Here is a 26,341-nt window from a genome sequence, read left to right as displayed (position 1 = left end):
GAACGATGGCAAGCATCAAGCCGTAAGAAGGAGGGTGACGCAGCCCAACGGGACCGCGCGCGGGGGCAAAAACCGCCCGAGGGTCGATTGACACACATCCCTTTCAAATCAACTCTGGGGGCACTGACACAAGATTACGTTCCGCGCGGCATTCCTGATCTAGGTCAAAGGAAGAGAAGCAAGCATGAACAGCCCATGGAAAATCGCCTTCACATTCAGCGCATTGCTGTCGATGCCCAACATCGCACCCGAGGCCAACGCGCAGGCCTCGCCCGAGACCTTGTTCAAGGATGTGCGGATATATGATGGAAAAGGAGAGACGCTTTCGGCTGCCACCTCTGTATTGGTCCGTGGAAATCTGATTGCTGCCATTGGCGATTCGATCAGCCCCGCCTCAGATGCGGTTACGATAAATGGCGGCGGCCGCACCTTGATGCCGGGCCTGATCGACGCGCATTGGCACACCATGCTGATCCGGCAGACACCCGAACAGATGTTGTTCGGCGATGTCGGCTTTGCCAATCTGCAAGCCGGAGCCGAGGCAACCGCAACACTGATGCGCGGCTTTACAACGGTGCGCGACATGGGCGGGCCGTCGTTCGGACTCAAGCAGGCCATAGATGCGGGTGTCGTCGCCGGTCCACGGATCTGGCCGTCCGGTGCGATGATTACCGTGACCAGCGGGCATGGTGATTTCCGCCCGATCTCGGACCTGCCACGCGATGGCTCGAAGCCCCTGTCGCGGGTCGAGGAACTGGGAGGTGCGATGATCGCGGACGGTCCCGATATGGTGCGCCAGCGCGTGCGCGAGCAATTGATGCAGGGCGCCAGCCAGATCAAGCTGACAGCCGGAGGTGGGGTGGCCTCGCCCCACAGCCCGCTGGATGTCTCGACCTTCACCGCCGAGGAACTGACCGCTGCGGTCGAGGCGGCCTCGAACTGGGGGACCTATGTGACGGTCCACGCCTATACTCCGGCTGCGGTCCGAAGGGCGATCGATGCGGGCGTCAAGGTGATCGAACATGCCCATCTGGTCGATGACGACACCGCGCGATATATGGTCGACAAGGACATCTGGCTTTCGACCCAGCCTATCGTTCCCGAGTTCTTCGCGGGCATGTTCCCGCCCGGCTCGGATCAGGCGGCCAAGGCAGACGAGGTCATGGAAGGAACGGAACAGCTTTACCAGATGGTGAAGAAATACAATATCAAGACGGCCTTCGGAACCGACGTCTTGTTTTCAGAGGCCATGGCGCGCCAGCAGGGCCGAATGCTGACCTCTCTGACAAAATGGTTCACTCCGGCCGAGATTCTGCGTCAGGCCACCTCGACAAATAGCGAGTTTCTCGCACTTTCCGGACCGCGTAGTCCTTATAAGGGCAAGCTGGGCGTGATCGAGCAGGGCGCGCTTGCCGATCTGCTGCTGGTCGATGGCGATCCCCTGAGCGATATCGACCTGCTGGCCGCTCCAGATCAGAACTTTCTGCTGATTATGAAGGACGGGAAAATCTATAAGGATACATTGCCGGACTAGGGCGTGATGTCGGAAAGGTCACGGGTTTTTCTCCCCGACCGCAATTTGCGTTCGGTCGGGGAGTGCAGTCAAAATCCACATGGACACGGTCAGCAGGCTGCCTGATAGGTCTGTCCGGTTTGCGTATTGCGGTAATTACACATGCGTGTGGTTGGTTGCATCGCTCCGACCTGAGCGCCAACAGCGGCCCCGGCCAATGTCGCGGCTGTTTTCCCGCTGCCACTGCCAACCTGGTTTCCGACGGCGGCACCAACCAGTGCTCCGGTTCCGGCATTGACGCCCTGATTGTCTGTGCAACCGGCCAAGCCGCTCAGGCTGGCGAGCAAGACAACTGCAATACCTGCGCTTCTGATCATGATTTAACTTCCTCTCGAAACTATACGTTCAGGATTGATATCGAGGTCGAGTCATCAAACAGCGAAACTCGGAATGGTCCGGGCATCGACGAGAGATCCGGCACGGATCTCGAAACGTCGAGAAGCCGCAATTCCGAGTGCTGTAGCCTTAAATCTACCCCGCATCTCTCTAGGAACCAAACAAGTTCTTAAAACTATCTCATCGGGTCAGGGTCGCGAAGTCGGTTGAACGGCGACGAGCGAAACGCTTGCACCGGCGCGGGTGTCGAATCTGAAGCTGGGCCGTGTTGGGATTCACTGTGCTGTCGATCAAAAAAGCGCTGTAAAACAGCGCTTTGATTGAATTCTAGCAATGTAAGCCGGATTTCGGAAATCAAAACGGGATTTCGTCGTCGAAATCGGGCCGTCCGCCCGAGGATTGGCCACCCGAAGACGAGCCGCCGCGGCCGGACGAATATCCACCACCCGAGGACGGGCCGCTGTCGTAACCGCCGCCATAACTGTCATCGCGACCACCGCCGCCGCCGCCCGCGCGGCCGTCCAGCATGGTCAGTTCGCTACGGAAAGGACGCAGGGCGACTTCGGTCGAGTAGCGGTCATTGCCTTGCTGGTCCTGCCATTTGCGGGTTTCCAATTGACCCTCGACGTAAATTTTCGAGCCCTTTTTCAGGAACTGCTCGGCCACGCGAACCAGCGGCTCGGAATAGATCGCGACGGTGTGCCATTCGGTGCGTTCTTTGCGCTCACCCGAGTTGCGGTCTTTCCATGTCTCGGATGTGGCGATGCGCAGGTTCGCCACCTTGCCACCATTCGGGAAGGTGCGGATTTCGGGGTCTTGACCCAGATTGCCGATCAAGATCACCTTATTCACACTGCCTGCCATGCAAATGGTCCTTCGTCTTTGCGTGTCGCTTTGCGCTTGATCTAACGCTTCTGGCCCTATCGCGGCAAGAGGCTTGGGCGTCGCATCTCGTGTTGCCTTTCGCGCCACGATTTCGGCGGAAATTTGCCGATTGTGGTCGAGATCACTCGTTCCGAGAAACGGGGTTGCAGCGGATTGGCGGGTTTGCGTTATGATGCACGCAAAAAACGAATGTCGGCATGAGGGACGAAAGATGCTTTCACCTGCACGCGCCCGGCTGCGTATTCTGGGCCATGCGGCGCTGATCTTGACCTTGGGTTGCAGCATTGCGCTTCCGGCCTCGGCCGATGGTTTGCGGTTGCAAAAAAGTGGCAAGTCACGGATCGCCCAATTCGAGCGCCAGACCCGTTTGATGGATTCCCGTCTGTCTGGTCAGTACCAGCAATCTGCACGGTTGCGACCGACGGGAACGTCGTCGAAAAGCGTTGTGGACATTGCTTTGCCCTCGGCGATACCGGCCTACAAGGGCAGCCGCCGCAGCCAATACCTGCCTCATGCCAAGGCAATGGCCCGCAAGCATGGTGTGCCCGAGGATCTTTTCCTGCGTCTCGTGCAGCAGGAATCGGGTTGGAACCCTTCGGCGCGGTCGCATAAGGGCGCGCAAGGCTTGGCGCAGCTTATGCCGGGGACTGCCGCGAAGATGGGCGTTAACCCGAATGATCCTCTGCAAAATCTGGAAGGCGGAGCCCGCTATCTGCGCCAGATGTACAATACCTTCGGCAGTTGGAAGCTTGCGCTGGCAGCATACAACGCCGGACCCGGGGCGGTCGCGAAATATGGCGGCGTTCCACCGTTCCGCGAGACAACGAACTACGTCCGGATCATTCACGGCAGCTGAATGCTTCCCGAAACGAAAAAAGGTCGCAGTTCAACTGCGGCCCTTTCGTTTTGTCCATTCAGAAGGTCGAAGGGATAACGCGGCTGTATTTTGTTCCGGCGATCGACGCTCCGGCCATCAGGCCCGACTGGCCAAAGATCATCGCGACAACCGGTTGCTGTGCGGTAATGGTGTCCGCGCCCAAGGCCAATCCGCGGGCGGGCAGGGCGTAATAGGCATCGGCTTCGGCAACCCAGCCGGGCGCACTACGGAAATCGGCCAGCGCGGCATCGGTCTGGAAAATCAGGACATGGGCATATTGCTGCGCGCCGATCTGGAAACCAACGCTAGCTTGCGTAGCCGAGTAGTAATCGACCGTAACATTGTTGATCCGCAACGCACCCTGGCCATACGCGCCGCCGACTCCGAAGCCGGCCTCAGTCATCAAGGGCATATACAGCACACCCTTGGCATTCTGGATCAAGGGGCCCGCGCCCGGATAGGTCTGTAGCAGGAAGTTATGGGTCGCATCGACCCGCGCGTCCAGCCGTGCAGAAGCATCCTGCCCGACCGCATTCGAACAGGCCGCAAGTCCCAGTGCGGCACCGCCAAGAAGCAGGTTCCGTCTGCTCAAGCCATTGATTGATTTCATGCTCGCCTCATCCCTTTGACCGGCGGTTGCCCCGCCCGTTTGTGGTGCGAATAATAGGGGGGTTCAGTTTATCACGCCAGCTTTTCGGCGATCTGCGGGGCGTAATAGGTCAGAACGCCGTCACAGCCCGCCCGCCGGAATGCGAGCAGGCTTTCCAGCACCACATCGCGCGACAACCAACCGTTGCGGATTGCCCCTTCCAGCATCGCGTATTCGCCGCTGACCTGATAGGCGTAGGTCGGAGCGGCGAAGCGGTCTTTCACTTCGCGGCAGATATCCAGATAGGGCATCCCCGGTTTGACCATGACCATATCGGCGCCCTCGGACAGGTCACGCGCGACACAACGCACGGCTTCCTCGCGATTGGCAGGGTTGATCTGGTAGGTCTTCTTGTCGCCGACCAGACGACCCGAGGCTCCGACCGCGTCACGGAAGGGACCATAGAAACCGCTGGCATATTTCGCGGCATAGGACAGGATCGCTACATCCTTGTGGCTGTTCGTTTCAAGCGCCGCGCGCAATGCGCCGATGCGGCCGTCCATCATATCCGAGGGGCCAAGGATGTCGGCTCCGGACTCGGCCTGCACCAGAGCCATGCGGACCAAGGCCTCGACGGTTTCATCGTTCAGGATGACCCCGTCCCTGACCAGCCCGTCATGCCCGTTGGCGTTATAGGGGTCGAGCGCGATATCGGTCATCACTGCCAGATCCGGCGCGACTTCCTTTATGGCGCGGATCGCCTTGTTGCCGATATTCTCGGGGTCCCAGGCGCGTTCGCAACCTTCGGTCTTCAGGTCGGGATCGGAATGCGGGAAAATGCAGATCGCCGGAATGTTCAGGCGCATGGCCGTTTCGGCCGCCCGCTTCGCCCCGTCCAGCGTCAGCCGGTCGACACCGGGCATCGAGGGGATTTCTCCTTCGCCGCCTGCGATCTCGGTGACAAAGATCGGCCAGATCAGGTTGTCGGCGCTCAGGCTGGTTTCGGTCGTCAACGCCCTGAGCGCGGGAGTGCGGCGCAGGCGGCGCAGGCGGGTGGCCGGATAAGGGGCGACGATGGGGGCGCTGGACATTGCGGTACCTTCCTGACTTGCGCCGGGCATTGCAAAGACGGCGCGAATACCGGCCAGACCCTGCACCCTCAGTTGCAGAGGCGCAACCCCTTGGCGGTCTTGCGACCACTTCCGGTTTTCCTTTGCGCGGGGCAGGGTTAGGGTCCGGCCATATCGCAGGAGATGACTTACCCTTGATCGAAGGTATTCTGGCCCTTCTCGACAGCCGATCCTTTGGATCCATCTGGTTCTGGCTGGTGCTGGCGCTGGTCTGGTCGCTGGCCGGTCGTCGGGTTGCGGGCGTGCCCTATGACATTGTGCAGGGCGCACGCAAACAGCCCGACAGCGACGAGGATCATCCCGCAGCGTTCCTGCTGCTGGACTGGCTGTCGCTGACGCTGCCGCGTCGGCATCTTGGCCGTACCGAGGGGCTGGTCATGCTGTTTGTCGCGACCTTTGCGATGAGCGCGCTGTTTCTGCTGGGGTTCGTCTACGGTCTCGAGATGGCGCAGGCGCTGGTGCTGCTGGTGCTGCCTTTCCTGATTCTGGTTCCCGTCGAGCTGCGCCTGACCCGCAAGCTTCTGCATCTGGTCGAGGCCGCTGGCGCAGAGCAACTCGCGGTGAACGAGGCCGCACGGCAGGCCGCCCACCTGATGCGCTGGCATCGGGCGTTTGTAACCCTGATCTCGATCATCGTCGTCGCGGTCACGGCCTATCGCGGCGCGCTTTGGTTCATTGCCCATCCGTTCGGCTTCTAGGAGTCGCGCCTTGACTTCGCCCGCGACGGCTTTACCTCAGCATTCATGTCCGACCATCTGATCCTGTCCGGTGCCCCCGAGGGGCTTGATGCTGCGCTGATCCTGCGCGAGCTTTCCCGTGGCCAGCCGGTGATCCATATCGCCCGCGATGACCGGCGAATGGCCGCCATGCGCGCGTCGCTGGCGTTCTTCGATCCCGCAGCCGTCGTGCTGGAATTTCCGGCTTGGGATACCACGCCCTATGATCGCGTTTCGCCTGCACCGGCGGTAATGGCTGCGCGCATGGCCGTGCTGACCGCGCTGGCGCATCAGGCGATCAAGGGGCCGTTCATCCTGCTGACGACCCTTGGTGCCGCGATGCAGCGCGTCCCCCCGCGCGAGGCTCTGCGCGAGGCGAGTTTCTCGGCCGCTGTGGGCAGTCGGATGGACGAGGGCGCCTTGCGGGCCTTTCTGACACGCATGGGTTTTTCGCAATCCGCCACTGTGACCGAACCCGGCGATTTCGCGGTCAGGGGCGGGATCATCGACATATATCCGCCCGGAGACGCGGGGCCGATCCGGCTGGATATGTTCGGTGACGTGCTGGAAAGCGCGCGGCGCTTCGATCCCGATACGCAGCGCTCGACCGAAAAGCTGGATTGGGTCGAACTCGCGCCCATGTCCGAGGTCATTCTGGACGAGGCGGCGATCACCCGTTTTCGACAGAACTACCGCTCGGAATATGGCGGTGGCGCGAATGATCCGTTGTACGAGGGAATCAGCGCGGGCCGTAAAATGGCCGGCATGGAACATTGGCTGCCGTGGTTCCATGAGCGGCTGGAAAGCCTGTTCAATTATCTGCCCGAGGCCTCGATTGTCACCGACGACCATCTGGATCAGGTGCGCGACGTGCGCTGGCACACGATTGGCGAGCAGTTCGACGCCCGCCGCGAGGCGCTGAGCCGCAAGGGTGGCACGGATACGGTTTATCGGCCCGTGCCTCCGTCGCAGATGTTCCCCGACGAGGTCGAGTGGAAAGCGTGGCTGGCCCCGCATCGCATGTTGCGCTTGTCGGTTCTGCACCAGCCACCGGGGCCGGGGGTGCTGGATGCGGGCGGTCGGGTCGGGCGCAGTTTCGCACCCGAGCGTCAGGCCGAAAAAGGAAACTTGTTCAAGGCTCTGGCCGATCATGTCCGTGATCTGCTGGCCACGCGCCGTGTTGTCATCGCCAGTTTCTCGGAGGGCGCGCGCGAGCGTCTGGCCGGGCTGATCGCGGACGAAGGTGTAAGCGGCGCGAAGCCCATTGCCACTATGCGCGATCTGCCGGATCAACCGGGCGCATTGGGTCTGGCGGTCTGGCCCTTGGATGAAGGTTTCATTTCCGACGGGCAGGCGACGGGGCCGCTGGCGGTCATCTCGGAGCAGGACGTTCTGGGTGACCGCCTGATCCGTGGCGCGAAAAAGCGCCGCAAGGCCGAGAATTTCCTGCGCGATACCCAGACGCTGTCCCCCGGTGATCTGGTCGTTCATGTCGAACATGGCATCGGGCGTTATATCGGCATCGAAACCGTCATGGCGTTGAAAGTGCCACATGATTGCGTGGCGCTGGAATATGCCGGTGGCGACCGGCTGTATCTGCCGGTCGAGAATATCGAACTGCTCAGCCGTTATGGCCACGAAGAAGGCATGCTCGACAAGCTGGGCGGCGGCGCATGGCAGGCCCGCAAGGCGCGGCTGAAAGAGCGCATCAAGATGATCGCCGACAAACTGATGCGTGTCGCCGCCGAACGTCTTTTGCGCCCTGCGCCCGTGCTGGAACCCGAGCATCACGAGATCGAGGGCTTCGCCGCCCGCTTCCCCTATGCCGAGACCGAGGATCAGGCCAGCGCCATCGCCGACGTGGCCGAGGATATGGCCGCCGGTCGTCCGATGGACCGGCTGGTCGTGGGCGATGTGGGCTTCGGCAAGACCGAGGTCGCCATGCGCGCGGCCTTTATCGCCGCCAGCCAAGGACGGCAGGTGGCGGTCGTCGCGCCGACGACGCTGCTTGCACGGCAGCATTATCGAACCTTCGCGGATCGTTTCCGTGGCACAGCGATCAATGTGCGTCCGCTCTCGCGCTTCGTCAGCGCCAAAGAGGCCAGTCTGACCCGTGCGGGGCTGGCGGATGGTACGGTCGATATCGTCGTCGGCACCCATGCCGTGTTGGCGAAGCAGGTCCGGTTCAAGAATCTCGGCCTGCTGATCGTCGATGAAGAGCAGCATTTCGGTGTCGGCCATAAAGAACGTCTGAAAGAGTTGCGCAGCGACATCCACGTTCTGACGCTGACCGCAACGCCGATTCCGCGTACGCTGCAACTGTCGCTGACCGGCGTGCGGGATCTGTCGATCATCGGCACGCCTCCGGTCGATCGCCTTGCGATCCGCACCTATGTCAGCGAATTCGACAGCGTCACGACGCGCGAGGCCTTGCTGCGCGAGAAATATCGCGGCGGGCAAAGCTTTTTCGTTGTGCCTCGCCTTTCCGATCTGCCCGAGGTCGAGGAGTGGCTGAAGGAGCATGTCCCCGAGATCAGCTATATCGTCGCGCATGGGCAGCTGGCTGCGGGCGATTTGGATCAACGCATGAACGCATTCTACGACGGTAGTCACGACGTGCTGTTGGCGACGACCATCGTGGAATCGGGTCTGGATATTCCGACGGCTAACACCATGGTGGTCTGGCGGGCGGATATGTTCGGTCTGTCGCAGCTTTACCAGATCCGCGGCAGGGTCGGGCGTTCGAAGACACGGGCCTATTGCTATCTGACCACCAAACCCCGTGTGCCGCTGACGCCTCAGGCGATGCGGCGGTTGAAATTCCTCGGGGCCATCGACAGCCTTGGAGCGGGCTTCAACCTAGCCTCGCAGGATCTGGACTTGCGTGGGGCAGGCAATCTGCTCGGCGAAGAGCAGTCCGGCCATATCAAGGAGGTCGGCTTCGAACTTTACCAGCAGATGCTGGAGGAAACGATCGCCAAGTTGAAGTCAGGCGAGATCGAGGGCACGCCCGAGGACGAATGGGCGCCGCAACTGAATCTTGGCGTGCCGGTGACGATCCCCGAAAGTTACGTCCCCGATCTGGATGTGCGGCTGGGACTTTACCGGCGTTTGGCCGAACTGACGACCAAGGTCGAGTTGGAGGGCTTCGCTGCCGAGTTGATCGACCGCTTCGGAGCGCTGCCGCGCGAGGTGAACACGCTTCTGCTGGTCATCCGCATCAAGGCGATGGCGAAGCGGGCGAATATCTCGAAGCTGGATGCCGGTCCCAAGGGCATCACCATCCAGTTCCACAACGACAAGTTCCCGAACCCCGCAGGTCTGGTCGAGTTCATCCATGACCAGAAGGGGCAGGCCAAGGTCACCGACAACAAGATCGTGGTGCTGCAGGACTGGAGTTCGGATGCCGACCGGATCAAGGGATCCTTCGCGATTGCCAAGGAACTGGCGGCGAAAATCAAGGAAGGCCGCGCCAAGCGGTAAACGGGAAGGGCGGGTAATGCAGGCGCTGTTGATCATCGACATGCAGATGGAAATGCAGCACCGCATTGCGGGCGGAGCGGATCACGTCAACGCTGCCGCTCCGGCTCGTATTGCCTCGCTTGTGGCAACCTTCCGTGCCGCAGGGCTACCCGTTATCCATATCCATCATCAGGAATCGGATAGGGCGTCGGCCTTTCATCCCGATGCGGCGGGTTATCCCGTCATGGCCTGCGCTGAACCTGCAAGCGGTGAGACAGTCTTCGTCAAGCGCACCTCGTCCGCCTTCGCCTCGACCAGACTTGCGGAACATCTGGCCTTGCAGGGCATCACCGATCTGGTCGTTGTCGGCGCGGTCGCGGGGTTCTGCGTCAACTCGACCATTCGCGCGGGTGCGGATCTGGGCTTTCACATGACGGTCGCAACGGATGCCGTCATCGGGTTTGGCCTACCTGCCGCCAACCTTTCGGCCCGGACGATCTTTGACGTGACCATGGCCCATCTCGAGGCAGATTTTGCGCGGCTTGCGGATACACCGACTATCTTGGCCGAGCTTAAAGCCACGACCACCAATCACCCATAGTAAAAGGGCGGCCCCGAAGCGCCGCCCCTCACACTTATGGCTTGCCGTTCAGTCCGCCGTCAGTAGCGGAGGCTTTGACTTGCTGATGCGCGGGGTGTCGGGGCCGGTGATGTCGAAGACCGGTTTGTCGTCCTCGATATGCACACGGACCACGCCGCCTTTGGTCAGGCGACCGAACAGCAGTTCCTCGGCCAGCGGTTTCTTGATCGTCTCCTGAATGACCCGACCCAGAGGACGCGCGCCCATCTTGTCGTCATAGCCCTTTTCAGCCAGCCAATGGGCAGCTTCCGAGGACAGTTCGATATGGACGCCACGGTCGATAAGTTGGGCTTCCAGTTGCAGGACGAACTTCTCGACCACCTGCACGATGATCTCGCGCGAGAGGGGCGCGAAACTGATTACCGCATCCAGACGGTTGCGGAATTCCGGCGTGAAGGTGCGCTCGATGGCGGCGGTATCCTCGCCCTCGCGGCGGTCGCGACCGAAGCCGAAGGCGGCCTTGGCTTGATCGGCGGCGCCCGCGTTCGAGGTCATGATCAGGATCACGTTGCGGAAATCGACCTGCCGTCCGTTATGGTCGGTCAGTTTCCCGTTATCCATCACCTGCAACAGGATGTTGTAGACATCCGGGTGCGCCTTTTCGATCTCATCGAGCAGCAGCACGCAATGCGGGTGCTGGTCCACGCCATCGGTCAGAAGCCCGCCCTGATCGAAGCCGACATAGCCCGGAGGGGCGCCGATCAGTCGGCTAACTGCATGTTTCTCCATGTATTCCGACATATCGAACCGCAGCAACTCCACGCCAAGGGTCGAGGCGAGTTGCTTGGCGACCTCGGTCTTACCGACGCCGGTCGGACCCGCGAACAGGTAATTGCCGATGGGTTTTTCCGGTTCGCGCAGACCCGCACGAGCCAGCTTGATCGAGGAGGACAGCGCCGAGATCGCGGCATCCTGACCAAAGACCAGCCGTTTCAGCGTCGCTTCCAGATCCTTCAGCACCGCAGCGTCGTCTTTGGAGACGCTTTTCGGGGGGATGCGGGCGATCTTGGCTACGACCGCCTCGATCTCTTTCGGGCCGATGGTCTTGCGGCGTTTGCTTTCCGAAACCAGATGCTGCGCCGCTCCGGCTTCGTCGATCACGTCGATGGCCTTGTCGGGCAGCTTGCGGTCGTGGATGTAGCGCGCCGACAGTTCCACGGCCATGCGGATCGCGTCATTGGTGTAGCGCAGGTCGTGGTGCTTCTCGAAGCTGGGTTTCAGGCCCATCAGGATCTTGATCGTGTCGGGCACGGTCGGCTCGTTCACGTCGATCTTTTGGAAGCGACGGGAAAGCGCGCGGTCCTTTTCGAAATGCTGGCGGAACTCTTTGTAGGTCGTCGAGCCCATGCAGCGCAGCTTGCCGCCCGACAGTGCCGGTTTCAGCAGGTTCGAGGCATCCATCGCCCCGCCCGAGGTCGCGCCCGCGCCGATGACGGTGTGGATTTCGTCGATGAACAGGATCGCGTCAGGGTGATCCTCAAGCTCTTTGACGACAGCTTTCAGCCGTTCCTCGAAATCGCCGCGATAGCGGGTGCCTGCCAGCAGCGCGCCCATATCCAGCGAGAAGATGGTAGAGCCGGCCAGCACGTCCGGCGTCTCACCACGGGTGATCTTCAACGCCAGCCCCTCTGCGATGGCGGTCTTGCCGACGCCGGGATCGCCCACCAGCAGCGGGTTGTTCTTGCGCCGACGACACAGAACCTGAATGCAGCGCTCGACCTCGTCGGCGCGACCGATCAGCGGATCGACATCGCCTTTGGAGGCCTTTTTGTTCAGATCGACGCAATACTTTGCCAATGCCGATTCATCCTTGGCCGCGGGCGCTTCGGACTGAGTTTCCTCATTGGGCTGGTCGGCGCCCTGAACCGGCCGGCTTTCCGAGAAGGACGGATTCTTGGCAACGCCATGCGCGATGAAATTCACCGCGTCATAGCGGGTCATGTCCAATTCCTGAAGGAAGAAGGCGGCGTTCGATTCCCGTTCGGCGAAGATCGCGACAAGAACGTTCGCGCCGGTCACTTCGGTGCGACCCGAGGATTGGACGTGGATGGCGGCGCGCTGGATCACGCGCTGGAAAGCGGCGGTGGGGACGGCCTCGGAGCCCTCGACATCGGTGATCAGGGTCGAGAGGTCATCCTCGATGAATTCCACAAGCATGCGGCGCAATTCGTCCAGATCGACATTGCAGGCCCGCATCACCTTTACGGCGTCGGGTTCCTCCGTCAGCGCGAGCAAAAGATGCTCAAGCGTGGCCAGTTCATGGCGATGTTCATTGGCCAAAGCCAGCGCGGAATGGATTGCCTGTTCCAAGGTGTTCGAAAAGGACGGCACGATTCAGCTCCTGTCAGTCGGCTGGCGGTATGGGCCGCAAATGGGGCGGTCCACCTGTCCAGACTGTCACGATACAATTAAGAATTTGGGGGAATTTCGCGCAATTCAAGCGGTAATTGACTTGTCTCGTACTGAAACTCCGGCGGTTTAACGAGATGTGATCTCGGGCTGCCGTATTTTCAAGCACCCCGAGGAATGGCCGATCAGTTCGGGCACCAACGCAGACGCTTGGCAGAAAGCTCTTGCTGCGGCGCAGAAACCGGCTCAAAAGCGATCCTTTCTCGCGCGAAGTTCAGCAAAAACAGCGGCATCGCTGGCATCGCTCATCTCAAGCGGGCTTCGCAATTCCGCCACACGCAGAAAGGGGTTCGTCGCGCGTTCGTCATCAAGGGTGGCGGGGGCGCAGGGACGGCGGCCAGAGGCAGTGTCATCCAAGCGTTGCCTCAATGCATCATTTCCGGAATCGACGGAAAGGGCGAATGCGCCATTGCCGAGGCAGTAGTCGTGACCCGAGCAGATCAGCGTTTCGCCCGGCAAAGCATTCAGCCGTGACAAGCTGTCCCACATCATCTGCGGGTTGCCCTCGAACAGGCGTCCACAACCCAAAGCCATCAAGCTGTCGGCGGTGAACGCCATGTCTGAATCGGGCAGGTAAAAGGCGACATGGCCGATGGTGTGGCCGGAAACGTCGATGACTTCGGCAGGCTCGCCGCAGATCTCGATCCGTTCGCCGGGGCGGGTCGCGATATCCAGCGGCGGCAGGCGGGCGGCGTCCTGCGCGTTGCCCAGCACCTTGGCAAAGGTCATTGCCACAAGTTCGGGAACGGCCTGAATATGGTCGGCGTGGTGATGGGTTAGCGCGATCAGGTCCAGCGTCCAGCCGCGCGCGGCCAGTTCGGCAAGGATGGGCGCGGCTTCGGGGGCGTCAATCAGCGTGGTCTGACCATTGCCATGCAACAACCATGCGTAGTTGTCTGTCAGGCAGCGAACGGGGACAAGTTCCAGCGGCATTGGCAAATCCTTTGCTTTGCCCCAGTCTGGCGCGGTCGAACGAGAGGCGCAATGCATCACGATGTGATCGAGTTACGGAAATTCTACTATAATCGCGCGCTTGGTCGGGTGGTTCAAAAGGTGTTGCGTGACCGGCTGACCCTGCTGTGGCCGCCGGAAAAGACCGCGGGAATGACGCTGGCAGGCTACGGTTTTGCGGCTCCGATGCAGCGCCCTTATCTGGGACGGGCGCGGCGTGTCATCAGCCTGATGCCCAGCCCGCAAGGGGTGATGGCATGGCCTCCGGGGCTGCCCAATTGCGCCGCCTTGTGCGAGGAAACCGCTTGGCCGCTGGATACGGGCAGCGTGGACCGGCTGATCCTGCTGCACGCGCTTGAGACGGCGGACCACACGCAGGCCGTGCTGGCCGAAGCGTGGCGCGTGCTGGGGCCGGGCGGACGGATGCTGGTCATGGCGACGAACCGCGCCGGACTATGGGCGAGGTCCGATGCGACCCCCTTCGGCTTTGGCCGCAGCTATACCGCTGGCCAGCTCGAGGCATTGGCGCGGACCGCCGGTTTCGCGGTCGAGAACACGGGTGCAGCACTTTATATCCCGCCCTCGGACCGCCGCTTCTGGTTGCGCAGCGCGCAGATGTGGGAACGGGTCGGCAGCAAGGTCAGCCAGGTGCTGGTCGCGGGCGTCGTGCTGGGTGAATTCAGCAAGCAGGTTCCGGCGCCGATCGGCAAGGTGCGACGCGTGACCGTCCCCAGCCCGCTGGACATTCTGGAGGGGATCGCGCGTCCCAAACCGGCCGGAAGCGGCAAGACGGCGCGCGAGAAAAGCGAACCTTCGCATCTGCTGTGACGGGGTGGTTTGGCGGCGCGAATTCCGGTCTTGCGCCACCGTTAGCGCCATCTTTAGGGCTTTCGTCGCGGCGTCATACCACTAAGGGCGCAAAGCCTCTCATTTCCGTGTGCAATGCGGTTGCGGCACGGGAAATCACCTGCTAATGACGCCGCAGATTTCGGGATACTTTTGGCCTGGCACGGCCTAAGGAGCCCTTTGACCCGCGCTCCGTGACAGACCGGTTGGAAAACCGGCCCGCCAGCGGAGCTTGCGCAAACCGGAAGGATGACCGTGGCCAATTCCGCTTCGATTTCCGCTGATATCGCCGGGCGTTATGCACAGGCCCTTTTCGATCTGGTGAAGGATTCGGGTCTTGACGCCCTGTCCACGCAAATCGACGACCTGGCTGCCGCCTTTGGTGAAAGCGCCGATCTTCGCGACCTGACTGTCTCGCCGCTATATGGCCGCAATGCGCAGGAGGCCGCCATTTCCGCGCTGGCCTCGCGCATGGGTTTCTCGGTCGAGCTGACCAACACGTTGCGTTTGCTGGCACAGAATCGCCGGCTGTTCACGTTGCCCCAATTCATCGCCAAGCTGCGCGGCCTGATCGCCGATGCGCGCGGAGAGATGACCGCGGATGTTGTCAGCGCACAGGCGCTGACCGAAGACCAGAAGACCCGTCTGGCCGATACGCTGGCCAGCAAATCGGGCAAGAAAATCAAACTGAACGCGCGCGTCGATGAGACCCTCATCGGTGGCATGATTGTAAAACTGGGCTCGCAGATGATCGACAGCTCGATCCGCTCCAAGCTCGCCTCCCTCCAGAATGCTATGAAAGAGGTCGGATAATGGGAATCCAGGCAGCCGAAATTTCGGCCATCCTCAAGGATCAGATCAAGAATTTCGGTCAGGATGCCGAGGTGGCCGAAGTCGGGCAGGTGCTGTCCGTCGGTGACGGTATCGCCCGCATCTATGGTCTGGACAAAGTTCAGGCCGGTGAGATGGTCGAATTCCCGGGCGGCATCCGCGGCATGGTGCTGAACCTTGAAACCGACAACGTCGGCGTCGTTATTTTCGGCGACGACCGTTCGATCAAGGAAGGCGACACCGTCAAGCGTACCGGTGCCATCGTGGAAGTTCCCGCTGGCAAAGGTCTGCTGGGTCGCGTCGTTGACGCCCTTGGTAACCCGATCGACGGCAAAGGCCCGATCGAGAATGTCGAGCGCCGCATCGCCGACGTCAAAGCTCCGGGCATCATGCCGCGTAAATCGGTGCACGAACCGATGGCGACCGGCCTGAAATCCGTCGACGCCATGATCCCCGTTGGCCGTGGCCAGCGCGAGCTGATCATCGGTGACCGTCAGACCGGCAAGACCGCAATCGCGCTCGACACCATTCTGAACCAGCAGAACTACAACGGCCGCGAAGCCGATGGCATGAAGACGCTGCACTGCATCTACGTCGCCGTGGGTCAGAAGCGCTCGACCGTCGCTCAGCTGGTGAAGAAGCTCGAAGAAACCGGTGCGATGGCCTACACGACCGTCGTTGCGGCAACTGCTTCGGACCCGGCTCCGATGCAGTATATCGCGCCCTATTCGGCAACCGCGATGGGCGAGTATTTCCGCGACAACGGCATGGACGCCCTGATCATCTATGATGACCTGTCCAAGCAAGCTGTTGCCTACCGCCAGATGTCGCTGCTGCTGCGCCGTCCGCCGGGACGTGAAGCCTATCCGGGCGACGTTTTCTATCTGCACTCGCGCCTGCTCGAGCGTTCGGCCAAGCTGAACGACGCGAATGGCAATGGCTCGCTGACGGCTCTGCCGATCATCGAAACCCAAGCTGGCGACGTTTCCGCATACATCCCGACCAACGTGATCTCGATCACCGACGGTCAGATCTTCCTGGAAACGGAACTGTTCTTCCAGGGCATCCGCCCGGCCGTGAACACCGGTCTGTCGGTGTCGCGCGTTGGCTCGGCCGCTCAGACCAAGGCGATGAAATCGGTCGCAGGTCCGGTCAAGCTGGAACTGGCTCAGTATCGCGAAATGGCTGCCTTCGCGCAGTTCGGTTCGGATCTTGATGCCGCGACCCAGAAGCTGCTGAACCGCGGTGCGCGCCTGACCGAGCTGATGAAGCAGCCGCAATACTCGCCGCTGACCAACGCCGAGATCGTGATCGTCATCTATGCCGGCACCAAAGGCTATATCGATGCCGTTCCGGTCAAGGACGTGACGAAGTGGGAGCAGGGCCTGATCCAGTTCCTGCGTAACCAGAAAGCCGATCTGCTTGACGACATGACCCGGAACGACCGCAAAATCGCGGGCGATCTGGAAGCATCGATCAAGGCAGCGCTGGACGGTTACGCCAAGACCTACGCCTGAGGGGAGGGATAGATGCCCAGCCTCAAGGACCTAAAGAACCGGATCGGCAGCGTTAAAAACACGCGCAAGATCACCAAGGCGATGCAAATGGTCGCCGCCGCTAAACTGCGCCGTGCGCAGGAAGCGGCGGAAGCCGCGCGTCCCTATGCTGACCGGATGGCCGCTGTCATGGCCGGGTTGACTGCTTCGGCAGCCGGCTCGGACATGGCGCCGCGCCTGCTGGCGGGAACCGGCGAAGATCGCCGACACCTGCTGGTGGTGCTGACCTCGGAGCGCGGGCTTGCGGGCGGGTTCAACTCGTCCATCGTCAAGCTTGCGCGTCTGCGCCTGGCCGAGCTGCGCTCGCAGGGCAAAGAGGTGACCATCCTGACCGTGGGCAAGAAGGGCCGCGAACAGCTGAAACGCGATTTCGGCGATCTGTTCGTGCATCACGTCGATCTCAGCGAGGTCAAGCGCATCGGTTACGACAATGCGCGCGGCATCGCGGATGAGATCCTCGAGCGTTTCGAGGCAGGCAGCTTCGACGTGGCCACGCTGTTCTACAACCGGTTCGAATCCGTCATCAGCCAGATTCCGACCGCCCGGCAGATCATCCCCGCCGTGATCGATGAGCCGACCGAGGCCGGTGCCTCGTCGCTTTACGATTACGAACCGGATGAGAACGCGATCCTGAACGACCTGCTGCCCCGTTCGGTGGCGACGCAGGTTTTCGCAGCGCTGCTGGAAAATGCGGCCTCCGAGCAGGGCGCACGGATGAGCGCCATGGATAACGCCACGCGCAATGCCGGCGACATGATCGACCGCCTGACCACTGAGTATAACCGCTCGCGTCAGGCTGCGATCACCAAGGAACTGATTGAAATCATCTCGGGCGCCGAGGCGCTCTGACACCTAGGGGTATAACATGGCAGAGGCCAAAGGAAAAATCACGCAGGTGATCGGCGCCGTCGTGGACGTACAGTTCGACGGCCAACTTCCCGCGATTCTGAACGCGCTTGAAACCGAGAACAACGGCAAGCGTCTGGTTCTGGAAGTTGCACAGCATCTGGGCGAAAACACTGTCCGCACCATCGCCATGGACGCGACCGAAGGTCTGGTCCGTGGTCTGCCGGTCACCGATCTCGGCGAGCCGATCATGGTTCCCGTGGGCGACGTGACGCTGGGCCGCATCCTGAACGTCGTCGGCGAGCCGGTTGACGAGGGCGCTGCCCTGACCGTCACCGACAAGCGCGCGATCCACCAGCCGGCTCCGGAATTCGCCGCGCAGGCGACCGCTTCGGAAATCCTGGTCACCGGCATCAAGGTCATCGACCTGCTGGCGCCCTACTCCAAGGGCGGCAAGATCGGTCTGTTCGGCGGCGCAGGCGTCGGCAAGACCGTTCTGATCATGGAACTGATCAACAACATCGCGAAAGTGCACTCGGGTTACTCGGTGTTCGCGGGCGTTGGTGAACGGACCCGTGAGGGCAACGACCTGTATCACGAGATGGTTGAATCGGGCGTTATCGTTCCCGACAACCTGTCGGAATCGAAAGTGGCGCTGGTCTATGGCCAGATGAACGAGCCGCCGGGAGCCCGTATGCGCGTCGCGCTGACCGGTCTGACGCTGGCCGAACAGTTCCGCGATGCCTCGGGCACCGACGTTCTGTTCTTCGTCGACAACATCTTCCGGTTCACCCAAGCTGGTTCGGAAGTGTCGGCGCTGCTGGGTCGTATCCCGTCCGCCGTGGGTTACCAGCCGACGCTGGCCACCGACATGGGCGCGATGCAGGAACGCATCACCTCGACCAAGAACGGCTCGATCACCTCGATCCAAGCCGTCTACGTCCCGGCCGATGACCTTACCGACCCGGCTCCGGCCACGACCTTCGCCCACCTCGACGCCACGACCGTTCTGTCGCGTGCGATCTCGGAACTGGGCATCTACCCGGCCGTGGACCCGCTGGACTCGAACTCGCGTATTCTCGACCCGGCAGTTGTTGGTGAAGATCACTACAACGTCGCCCGTTCGGTCCAGGGTATCCTGCAGAAATACAAGTCGCTGCAGGACATCATCGCCATTCTCGGCATGGACGAACTGTCGGAAGAAGACAAACTGACGGTGACGCGCGCTCGTAAGATCCAGCGCTTCCTGTCGCAGCCTTTCGACGTTGCCAAAGTCTTCACCGGCTCGGACGGCGTTCAGGTTCCGCTGGAAGACACGATCAAGTCGTTCAAAGCGGTTGTGGCCGGCGAGTACGACCATCTTCCGGAAGCGGCCTTCTACATGGTTGGCGGCATCGAAGAAGTGAAAGCCAAGGCGCAGCGTCTCGCCGCTGACGCGGCGTAAGGGGGCAACATGGCCGACACGATGCAGTTCGACCTCGTCTCGCCGGAACGGAACCTTGTTTCCGTCCCGGTGCGCGAGGTGCGCCTGCCCGGCGCCGAGGGCGATCTGACGGCGATGCCCGGCCATGCGCCGGCCATCGTCAACCTGCGCCCCGGTCTGGTGACCGTGGTCAAGGCTGACGGGTCGGAAACGGAATTCGCGGTGACCGGCGGCTTCGCCGAGATCAACGGGGAATCCGTCACCCTGCTGGCCGAGCGTGGCCATCCGCGCGCAGAGATGACGCAGGCGATTTTCAATGACATGATGGCTCAGGCCCAGCGTCAGGTGAAGGTTGCCCAAGAGCGTGGCTCGGTGGGTGAAGAGGTCGTCGCGGCAGCCGTCAAGTTGCTGGCCGACATGGAGGCCCTTGGCACCCATATCGGTCTGGACCCGAACCAGTCGAACTTCCCGCACTAAGGCAAAAACCTGTCTGGAAGTCCAATTGAAGCCCCGGGATTCCGGGGCTTTATTGTTTCACGGAGGACGCCGATCGCGGCGTGAGGAGCATGAAAGTTTGAGACGTTTCGACAATTATGCTGTTGGTGTCACTAACGGCACCGCTGATATGTTTTCGGCCTTCGAGGATTCCGGTCCGATGTGGACGGGGGAAGGCCCGCGGCTTGAGATCAAAGAAATTCATTTCGACCAGCCCTTTGCCGAAGCACCGACCGTTCAGGTGGGACTGGCGATGTGGGATATCGGTGTCAACGCCAACCAGCGCGTCGATATCAAGGCGACGCAGATCACGACCGAAGGATTCCGTGTCGAATTCCGGACTTGGGGAGATACTCGGGTGGCGCGGGTCCGCGTTAATTGGCTGGCCATCGGACCATTGCGCCACCACGATGATTTCGACGACGATTAAGCCTTAGCTTTGCTCAAGATTCATCCGGATCAGGCCGGCTACCTGATTCGGATGCGTGATTGGCAGCATGTGGCCAGCGCCCGGTACGCTTGCGCGTGCGACATCCTGCATCCGCGCGGCCAAGGCTTCGGCAATCGCCGCGATCACAGGCGGAGATTCTTCGCCCATGACCAACATCACCGGAGCGTCGATGGCCTCCAATCCGCCGTCGCGCAGGATCTTTGCACTGTCGTGCACAAGGGTATCATTGCCCGATACCACCATGCGGATCTGGCGAATCAGCCGTGAGCGGCTGGTCGGGGACTGGTTGTCCAGATCGACCTCTCCCCAGATCGACAGGAATTGCCGCGCGGCTTCTTCGTCTTTGCCATCAACCGAAAGCTGGCGGATGGCTTCGAGTTGATCCACAGCCGTTGGATCTGGGGCGGCTGCGAACAGCACCGGTTCGATCAGCGTCAGGCTGCGCACGGCCTCGGGAGCAGCGACCGCGATGCGCAGGGCGACGGTTGCTCCGATACTATGCCCGATCAGATCAAGCGGGCGCTGGATCAGCGGCGCGGTTTCTCGGGTGGTATGGGTGTGGTAATCGGGATCGCCCGGCCAATCGGGACTCTGCCCGTGGCCCGGCAGATCGGGTGCGGTGATTTCGACCAGATCGGCAAGTTGCGTCGCGATGGGGGCCCAATAACTGGCATTCCCCATCATGCAATGCAGGGCCAACGCCGGACGATCAGAGTTTCCGGACCAGTTTCGAATATGCATCGGGCTCATAGTGTGGACAGGTGCCGATCCAGAAAGTCCAGCCGATCCTGACCCCAGAACCGTTCACCGCTTTCGCGCACGATGTAGAAGGGGGCACCGAAGGCTCCTGCCTCGACGGCTTCTTCCAGATTGCGCTCGTAAGCCTGTGCGCCAACGAACAACCCGCTATCGGCAAGACTCGGATCAAATCCGGCGGCACTCAGCTTGGCGCGGATCACGTCGTCATCGGCAATGTTCAGATCCTCGGCCCAGACCGCACGGACAAAGCTGCTGATCAGCGCGGGTAGGTCGCCGCCACCAGCCTTCTGGGCTGCGATGATCGCGTATGACGAGGGAGCCGGATTGACGGGCCAGAAAGCGGGTTTCAGGTTCAGCGACATGCCCAGATATTCGGACCAGCGGCGCAATTCCTGCGCGCGGTACTCCATACGCGAGGGATGCCGATTGGCCGGACGGATCCCGCCGGTCCGGTCGAAGAGCTGGAGCAGGTCGAGAGGCTTGTAAGTGATACCAGTGCCGTGTCTGGCCGCGATTTCCTCAAGCCGGGTGCCTGCGAGATAGGTCCAGGGACTCGGTGTCCCAAAGTAATAGTCGATATGCGCCATAAGAGGGGCCTCCGGGGTTTGCGGGCACGCTAGCCCGGTGATAAGCGGTGTGCAATCACGCGAATCCAGCCATTCAAGATAGACGGAGCAAGCCATGCCGGCGATGACCGAACCCAAGCTGATTGCAGGCAACGCCAACCGGCCCTTGGCCAACGCGATTGCCCGCCGCATGTCCATGCATCGTGGCATGAATGTCGCCCCGATCGAAGCCCGTGTCGAGCGCTTCAACGATCAGGAGATCTTTGTCGAGGTCTACGAGAACGTGCGCGGCGAGGACATGTTCATCGTCCAGTCGACCTCGAATCCGGCTAACGACAACCTGATGGAACTGCTGATCATGACCGACGCGCTGAAGCGCTCGTCGGCGCAGCGCATCACAGCAGTGATCCCCTACTTCGGCTATGCCCGTCAGGACCGCCGTTCCAAGGCCCGCACGCCGATCAGCGCCAAGCTGGTCGCCAACCTGCTGACCGAAGCAGGCGTGGACCGCGTGCTGACGCTGGATCTGCACGCCGCGCAGATCCAGGGCTTCTTCGACATACCGGTGGATAACCTTTATGCCGCACCTGTCTTTGCCTTGGACATCATGCACCATTTCAAGGACCGCCTGTCGGACCTGATGATCATTTCCCCCGACGTCGGCGGGGTGGCCCGTGCGCGCGATCTGGCGCAGCGTATCGGTGCGCCGCTGGCCATCGTCGACAAGCGTCGCGAAAAACCCGGCGAGATCGCAGAGATGACCGTGATCGGTGACGTGACCGGCAAGACCTGTATCATTGTCGACGACATCTGTGATACCGCTGGCACGCTGTGCAAAGCCGCTCAGGTCCTGACCGAGCACGGCGCTGTGGAAGTCCACGCCTATATCACCCATGGTGTGCTGTCCGGTCCCGCCGTTGATCGCGTGCAGAAGTCGGTGATGAAATCGCTGGTCATCACCGATTCGATCGAAGCCACCGATCAGGTGAAAGCCGCAAGCAACATTCGCATCGTGCCGACCGCGCCGATGTTTGCTCAAGCCATCCTGAACATCTGGAACGGCACCTCGGTCAGTTCGCTGTTCGAAGTCGATTCACTGGGCCCGATCTACGAAGGTCTGTACACCAACGTCTGAGCGGATATCGAATGCGGCGTGGCCCATCCACGCCGCGAGGGGCCCCGGATGCTGCCGCGTCCGGGGCCCTTTCCGTTTACAGGAAGCGCGGGAATTCGATTTTCGGGCAGCGGTCCTCGATCACCGTCAGCCCCTGCCTGCGCGACCAGATGGCTGTTTGCGCGTGCCGGACGCCAAGCTGCAACCAGACCGTCCGCAGCCGCGGAAGATGGGCTATCGCGTCATTGACAATCGTCGGAACAGCTTCGGGTTTGCGAAAGATATCAACCATATCCACCGGAATATCGACGGGAACCGAAGCAAGGTCGGGATAGACCAGCTCATCCAGAATATGGTTTCCGGCATGGCCGGGATTGATCGGGATGACGCGGTAACCCTGGGACTTCAGAAAGCGTGCCACGCCCCAGGCGGGACGATGCTCGTTTGGCGAAAGGCCGACCATTGCGATGCAACGAGTCTCGCGGGCGATTCGCGCAATATCGGCGTCCATCGGCGAACTGCCGACGTCGCGCAGTATGGCAAATTCCATCTGATCCTCCCCCAGATCTCAACCTAAGGTCGCACATAAAAAGCGCCCGGTCCAGAGTGTGGCCGGGCGCAAGTCGCGGAACGAGGGACAGTGATCTGACATAAGCGTTCCGTGCCTATGTCCACTAAATAAATGACAACTGTGGCGCTAAAGTTCCACTCCTCTCTCGAAAAAGTGAGAATCTAGGGGTGGAGACGCAACCATGTGGCTTTTGCCCTCATCAGGATCCGCTGCGGATCAGCCAGCAAACGTTCGCGTGCGGCCTCGGTCCGAAGCAGGTAGGTGCGCTGGCCGATGATCGCGAAGTAGCGGGGATTGCCGGGCTCGGAGCGGCCTTCCGACAGTGCGACGACGCATAACCCGCCAAGACCCGGCGCAAACGCCCGGGGGTTGGCTTCGAATCTGTCGCGATTGTTTTCGGAAACAAAGTGCCAAGTCTTGCCACGCCACATCGTCACGATATCGCTCCGGCCCGGAATGGCCGCGCCTTCTTGACCGTAGGCGACCGGATCGATTCCGTTCAGCGCCCAGTCCTGTGCCGATGCGAGCTGGGGCCCGACGGCTATCGACAGGACAATGAGGGCGCGACGGAACATGGATGCCAAATTTGGGGGTGCGGTGCGGTTACCCCTTCATTTGGCAAAAAGCCCCGCGATTCTCAACCATCGGGGGGCTAGGCTATCCGCGTTGTGAAGGCTGCACTCAGATCCGTGATGCGGCGTAAAGCGCAATCGCTGCGGCATTGGACACGTTTAACGAGCCGAAATCCGCAGCGAAGGGGATTTTCAGTATTTTGTCGCATGTCTCGCGCGTACGTTCGCGTAGGCCCGGGCCCTCGGCGCCCAGAACGATGCAGATTGCACGACCGGGCAGGGCGCCAAGCGCGTCTGGCAAGGCTTCATCGCCAGTGCCGTCAAGGCCAAGGACGATATAGCCCATTTCCTTCAGTTCGATCAGCGTGTCGGCAAGGTTACCCACGCGCAGATAGGGTTGACGCTCAAGCGCCCCCGAGGCGGTTTTGGCCAATGCACCGGTTTCGGGGGCGCTGTGGCGTGACGGGGCAATGACGGCCCGCGCACCGAACACTTCGGCCGAGCGCAGAATCGCGCCGACATTGTGGGGGTCGGTGACGCGATCCAATGCGACGATCAGGGGTTTCCCCGCGCCGGAAAGCGCCACATCGATCAGGCTGCCCCATTTCAGCGGCTTGACCTCGAGCGCGGCCCCTTGGTGGACGCTGTCGGGTTGCAGCGGCACGGCGCGGTCGAAGGTCCGTGCATCGGTGATTTCGGGCTCGATGCCTTCGGGGGGGGCGCCAAGCCGGTCCAGCGCATTTTGCGTGACGACCAGCCGCAGCTTTTCGCGGGCAGGGTTTGCCAATGCATCGCGGACCGCATGAAGGCCGAACAGCCAGACAGTCTCGGCTGCGGCGGCGCGCTTGGCACGTTCCTTGTCGATGACCCATGTGGGCTTCTTGGATTTATGCGGTTTCTCGGCCATGACGCTTCCTCAATTTCGGATTTGGTTGCGCAGAAATCGATGAAAAATGCAACCTTTCCCAGGGTCGCAGGACTTTTTGCAGAAGTCGCGTTTTTTCGTTGTTTCAGCGCTTGACGCTCCCGCCAGCTATGGGTAATCACCGCCCCACGCCGAGAGTGATCCGGCGGGCGACGTGCTGCAAGGTGCGGCAGCGGACTGTAACTCCGCCGGGGAGACCCATGCCTGGTTCGATTCCAGGGTCGCCCACCACTCATCCACATAAGGTATTGTTTTGCCTGTTCTGTCTGAGCCGGTGGTTCCATTTACCAACAATGAGCAAAGTTGCGGTCGGCCGCAGTCGGGTTCGTTGTGTTTGGACAATTTGCAATTTCCGGACCATGCCAAGTAATTGTGCGGCAAGAGGTTAGCAGACGTCGCAGCCCCTCCATCCAATCGGCAGATGGTTGGGGCGTTAAGGACTTTCGAGTCACTGACTGCCGGGTGGGACGCGATGACAGTTTCCTGGACTGTGTCCCTGAGCCTAATGTACGAGCGCCGACCTTCGGCCAAGCCTAAGCCCGCTCCGGCGGCCAAAGCGGGCAGCCTGAGGTTTCGATTGTCGGTGACGCGGGCGATGGTTTCAAGCGACATGTAGTGCCGCGCGACAGCCCATTCGTCATTAAACTTCAGCATCGGCGCGCCGGCGCGGCGAATGATGACATCTGCCAGCCGCTTGATCTCCCGTTTCGCCCGTTCGACTGGGTTTGTCGATGCAAGCCGGGTCCAATGCTCGCGCGGTGGCTCGCGTCAGTCCGCTGGAAGCAGCAAACTATTCAGTAGACTGTTCGAGGCAAGAACGGGCGTCGCCGTTGTCGGCGAGGACATCGTCGCGGGAATTGTCCATGAAGGTGCCGAGCTTTGCGATCTTCTTGCGTAACGCGGCACCGCTGATGGCTGGCATTGCAGATCCGTCTGGCGGCGGCCCGTAGGCCCTTGTGATCATCGGCGATCACCAGTTTCGCGCCGCGCAACCCCCGATCAGCCAGGAGGCGCGGGAACCCGGTACAGAACGTTCCGGCTTCCGAGGGGCCCATCCGCATTGACCGCCACCGCCACTTTGGCCGCACGGCCGACGATGCGTCCTCCCGCACGCACCTTCAGAAAGGTGGCGCCGGGCCACGCGCCCTTCAGCGGGCGGTTCGGAAAAGTGTTCACCTGCGCCTCGACCACGGGGCAGAGTAGATTGACTTGGCTTCTGGACATGCCTCCCGCGCCCATGGCCTTGATAGGATCGTTGACCAAGCGCGCGGGAATGCCTGACACATGGGTATCCAGGATCAACGCCACGAGGGCTTTCCTGGCCCTGCGACGGCGTCGAGAAGTGAGAACCCGGTGCCGCAGGCGTCCATCGATCGGGAGATCGATCGAAGGGCAGAACGGGCAGGTAGCTGTCCTTGCGCAGCTTCGGGATCTCCAGCGCGATCTAACCGGCGCGGGCAGCCCGGTCGCGCTCGCGACAGCCGTGACGCTGGACCTTGCGCAGGGCCGACCGCGCGCTCTCGACCGCGCCGGTGCCCATTCTCATTAAGATCGATCCACCTGATCGGCTTCCTGACGTTCGCATTCCGCGGTCCGTTCGGCCGCAAAGGTCAGCATCTCGCGCAGCAGATTGCCATCAGCCTGCATTTCAACGAGATCAAGCAGCGCCATCCTTTCATCGGTCATAGTTCTCCATGGTCGCTCGGACCGGTGGCGCGACATGGCACATTCCTCGTTCAGGTTACCGGCCCCGCAACCCGAACCGGCTTCGAAGATCGACGATGTCCGCCGGCGTCACGCCGGGGCCATGCGCTGTGC

General features: G+C 61.4%; 24 protein-coding genes, 1 tRNA gene and 1 pseudogene. 14 read left to right on the top strand and 12 right to left on the bottom strand.

Annotated elements, in window-relative coordinates; genetic code table 11:
• Positions 1–184 precede the first annotated feature (184 nt).
• Entirely contained in the window at positions 185–1,534 is a 1,350-nt protein-coding gene (locus GL286_RS12610) for a metal-dependent hydrolase family protein (RefSeq protein WP_155095933.1), read from the top strand.
• Between the two features lie 89 nt (positions 1,535–1,623).
• Here the strand turns inward: GL286_RS12610 and GL286_RS12605 are convergent, their stop codons facing one another.
• Complete coding sequence (locus GL286_RS12605) at positions 1,624–1,890, bottom strand: glycine zipper 2TM domain-containing protein (protein ID WP_155095932.1); 267 nt, start codon at positions 1,888–1,890, stop codon at positions 1,624–1,626.
• 373 nt (positions 1,891–2,263) lie between these two features.
• Entirely contained in the window at positions 2,264–2,773 is a 510-nt protein-coding gene (gene ssb / locus GL286_RS12600) for a single-stranded DNA-binding protein (protein ID WP_155095931.1), read from the bottom strand.
• 232 nt (positions 2,774–3,005) lie between these two features.
• Between ssb and GL286_RS12595 the strand changes: the two genes are divergently transcribed.
• Positions 3,006–3,650, top strand: a complete 645-nt coding sequence (locus GL286_RS12595) for a lytic transglycosylase domain-containing protein (protein ID WP_155095930.1) — start codon at positions 3,006–3,008, stop codon at positions 3,648–3,650.
• A 58-nt stretch (positions 3,651–3,708) separates the two neighbouring features.
• On the opposite strand, the gene GL286_RS12590 is transcribed toward GL286_RS12595, so the two are convergent.
• Both GL286_RS12590 and hemB read right to left on the bottom strand, forming a co-directional pair.
• The gene (locus tag GL286_RS12590; RefSeq protein WP_155095929.1) at positions 3,709–4,281 is read right to left on the bottom strand and encodes a lipid-binding SYLF domain-containing protein; all 573 of its coding nucleotides are present in this window, start codon (positions 4,279–4,281) and stop codon (positions 3,709–3,711) included.
• 71 nt (positions 4,282–4,352) lie between these two features.
• Positions 4,353–5,351, bottom strand: a complete 999-nt coding sequence (gene hemB / locus GL286_RS12585) for a porphobilinogen synthase (protein ID WP_155095928.1) — start codon at positions 5,349–5,351, stop codon at positions 4,353–4,355.
• Positions 5,352–5,524: 173 nt separating this feature from the next.
• Here hemB and GL286_RS12580 point away from each other — a divergent pair, with 173 nt between their 5' ends.
• From GL286_RS12580 to GL286_RS12570, 3 genes are read left to right on the top strand one after another with little or no spacing between them, the layout of a single operon-like run.
• Positions 5,525–6,088, top strand: a complete 564-nt coding sequence (locus GL286_RS12580) for a hypothetical protein (protein ID WP_246184940.1) — start codon at positions 5,525–5,527, stop codon at positions 6,086–6,088.
• Positions 6,089–6,133: 45 nt separating this feature from the next.
• Positions 6,134–9,589: a transcription-repair coupling factor gene (mfd, locus tag GL286_RS12575; RefSeq protein ID WP_155095926.1), complete on the top strand. Its 3,456-nt coding sequence runs from the start codon at positions 6,134–6,136 to the stop codon at positions 9,587–9,589.
• A 16-nt stretch (positions 9,590–9,605) separates the two neighbouring features.
• Positions 9,606–10,169 (top strand): isochorismatase family protein, encoded by a 564-nt coding sequence (locus GL286_RS12570; protein ID WP_155095925.1) that lies wholly within the window; start codon positions 9,606–9,608, stop codon positions 10,167–10,169.
• Between the two features lie 48 nt (positions 10,170–10,217).
• On the opposite strand, the gene clpA is transcribed toward GL286_RS12570, so the two are convergent.
• Together clpA and gloB are read right to left on the bottom strand one after the other, a co-directional pair.
• Entirely contained in the window at positions 10,218–12,539 is a 2,322-nt protein-coding gene (gene clpA, locus GL286_RS12565) for an ATP-dependent Clp protease ATP-binding subunit ClpA (protein ID WP_170295169.1), read from the bottom strand.
• A gap of 264 nt (positions 12,540–12,803) precedes the next feature.
• Positions 12,804–13,550: a hydroxyacylglutathione hydrolase gene (gene gloB, locus GL286_RS12560; RefSeq protein WP_155095924.1), complete on the bottom strand. Its 747-nt coding sequence runs from the start codon at positions 13,548–13,550 to the stop codon at positions 12,804–12,806.
• Between the two features lie 51 nt (positions 13,551–13,601).
• Between gloB and GL286_RS12555 the strand changes: the two genes are divergently transcribed.
• The 7 genes from GL286_RS12555 (at position 13,602) to GL286_RS12525 (ending at position 19,995) form a co-directional block, all read left to right on the top strand.
• Positions 13,602–14,396, top strand: a complete 795-nt coding sequence (locus tag GL286_RS12555; protein ID WP_155095923.1) for a class I SAM-dependent methyltransferase — start codon at positions 13,602–13,604, stop codon at positions 14,394–14,396.
• 273 nt (positions 14,397–14,669) lie between these two features.
• Positions 14,670–15,227: a F0F1 ATP synthase subunit delta gene (locus GL286_RS12550; RefSeq protein ID WP_343038886.1), complete on the top strand. Its 558-nt coding sequence runs from the start codon at positions 14,670–14,672 to the stop codon at positions 15,225–15,227.
• Positions 15,227–16,762: a F0F1 ATP synthase subunit alpha gene (atpA, locus tag GL286_RS12545; RefSeq protein ID WP_155095921.1), complete on the top strand. Its 1,536-nt coding sequence runs from the start codon at positions 15,227–15,229 to the stop codon at positions 16,760–16,762. The genes GL286_RS12550 and atpA overlap by 1 nt, the downstream gene beginning before the upstream one ends.
• Positions 16,763–16,774: 12 nt before the next feature.
• Positions 16,775–17,650: a F0F1 ATP synthase subunit gamma gene (locus tag GL286_RS12540; protein ID WP_155095920.1), complete on the top strand. Its 876-nt coding sequence runs from the start codon at positions 16,775–16,777 to the stop codon at positions 17,648–17,650.
• 16 nt (positions 17,651–17,666) lie between these two features.
• Complete coding sequence (gene atpD / locus GL286_RS12535; protein WP_155095919.1) at positions 17,667–19,091, top strand: F0F1 ATP synthase subunit beta; 1,425 nt, start codon at positions 17,667–17,669, stop codon at positions 19,089–19,091.
• Positions 19,092–19,100: 9 nt separating this feature from the next.
• Positions 19,101–19,547 carry a F0F1 ATP synthase subunit epsilon gene (locus GL286_RS12530; protein WP_155095918.1) on the top strand — a complete coding sequence of 149 codons (447 nt, stop codon included), beginning with the start codon at positions 19,101–19,103 and terminating at the stop codon, positions 19,545–19,547.
• A gap of 97 nt (positions 19,548–19,644) precedes the next feature.
• Positions 19,645–19,995: an H-type lectin domain-containing protein gene (locus GL286_RS12525; protein ID WP_155095917.1), complete on the top strand. Its 351-nt coding sequence runs from the start codon at positions 19,645–19,647 to the stop codon at positions 19,993–19,995.
• A gap of 3 nt (positions 19,996–19,998) precedes the next feature.
• Here GL286_RS12525 and GL286_RS12520 read toward each other — a convergent pair whose 3' ends face one another.
• Complete coding sequence (locus tag GL286_RS12520) at positions 19,999–20,757, bottom strand: alpha/beta fold hydrolase (RefSeq protein WP_246184939.1); 759 nt, start codon at positions 20,755–20,757, stop codon at positions 19,999–20,001.
• 5 nt (positions 20,758–20,762) lie between these two features.
• Complete coding sequence (locus GL286_RS12515) at positions 20,763–21,362, bottom strand: 2-hydroxychromene-2-carboxylate isomerase (protein ID WP_155095915.1); 600 nt, start codon at positions 21,360–21,362, stop codon at positions 20,763–20,765.
• A gap of 94 nt (positions 21,363–21,456) precedes the next feature.
• Here GL286_RS12515 and GL286_RS12510 point away from each other — a divergent pair, with 94 nt between their 5' ends.
• Positions 21,457–22,476: a ribose-phosphate pyrophosphokinase gene (locus GL286_RS12510; RefSeq protein ID WP_155095914.1), complete on the top strand. Its 1,020-nt coding sequence runs from the start codon at positions 21,457–21,459 to the stop codon at positions 22,474–22,476.
• 76 nt (positions 22,477–22,552) lie between these two features.
• Here GL286_RS12510 and GL286_RS12505 read toward each other — a convergent pair whose 3' ends face one another.
• The 3 genes from GL286_RS12505 to rlmB all read right to left on the bottom strand — a co-directional run bounded on the left by GL286_RS12505 (position 22,553) and on the right by rlmB (position 24,505).
• Entirely contained in the window at positions 22,553–23,005 is a 453-nt protein-coding gene (locus GL286_RS12505) for a CoA-binding protein (protein ID WP_155095913.1), read from the bottom strand.
• Positions 23,006–23,187: 182 nt separating this feature from the next.
• Positions 23,188–23,601, bottom strand: coding sequence for a YHS domain-containing (seleno)protein (locus GL286_RS12500; RefSeq protein ID WP_155095912.1), 414 nt, complete (start codon positions 23,599–23,601; stop codon positions 23,188–23,190).
• Between the two features lie 106 nt (positions 23,602–23,707).
• Positions 23,708–24,505, bottom strand: coding sequence for a 23S rRNA (guanosine(2251)-2'-O)-methyltransferase RlmB (gene rlmB / locus GL286_RS12495; RefSeq protein ID WP_155095911.1), 798 nt, complete (start codon positions 24,503–24,505; stop codon positions 23,708–23,710).
• Positions 24,506–24,670: 165 nt separating this feature from the next.
• Between rlmB and GL286_RS12490 the strand changes: the two genes are divergently transcribed.
• Positions 24,671–24,754: transfer RNA gene (locus GL286_RS12490), tRNA-Tyr, on the top strand.
• A 315-nt stretch (positions 24,755–25,069) separates the two neighbouring features.
• Here GL286_RS12490 and GL286_RS12485 read toward each other — a convergent pair.
• Positions 25,070–26,209: pseudogene (locus GL286_RS12485) on the bottom strand (transposase); the annotation flags it as partial.
• Positions 26,210–26,341: the final 132 nt, after the last annotated feature.

The sequence above is a fragment of the Paracoccus aestuariivivens genome, from assembly GCF_009711225.1.
GTDB classification, from domain to species: Bacteria; Pseudomonadota; Alphaproteobacteria; order Rhodobacterales; family Rhodobacteraceae; genus Paracoccus; species Paracoccus aestuariivivens.
The sequence above is the reverse complement of the archived record's forward strand: the minus strand, read 5'-3'. Positions and strand labels throughout refer to the sequence as shown.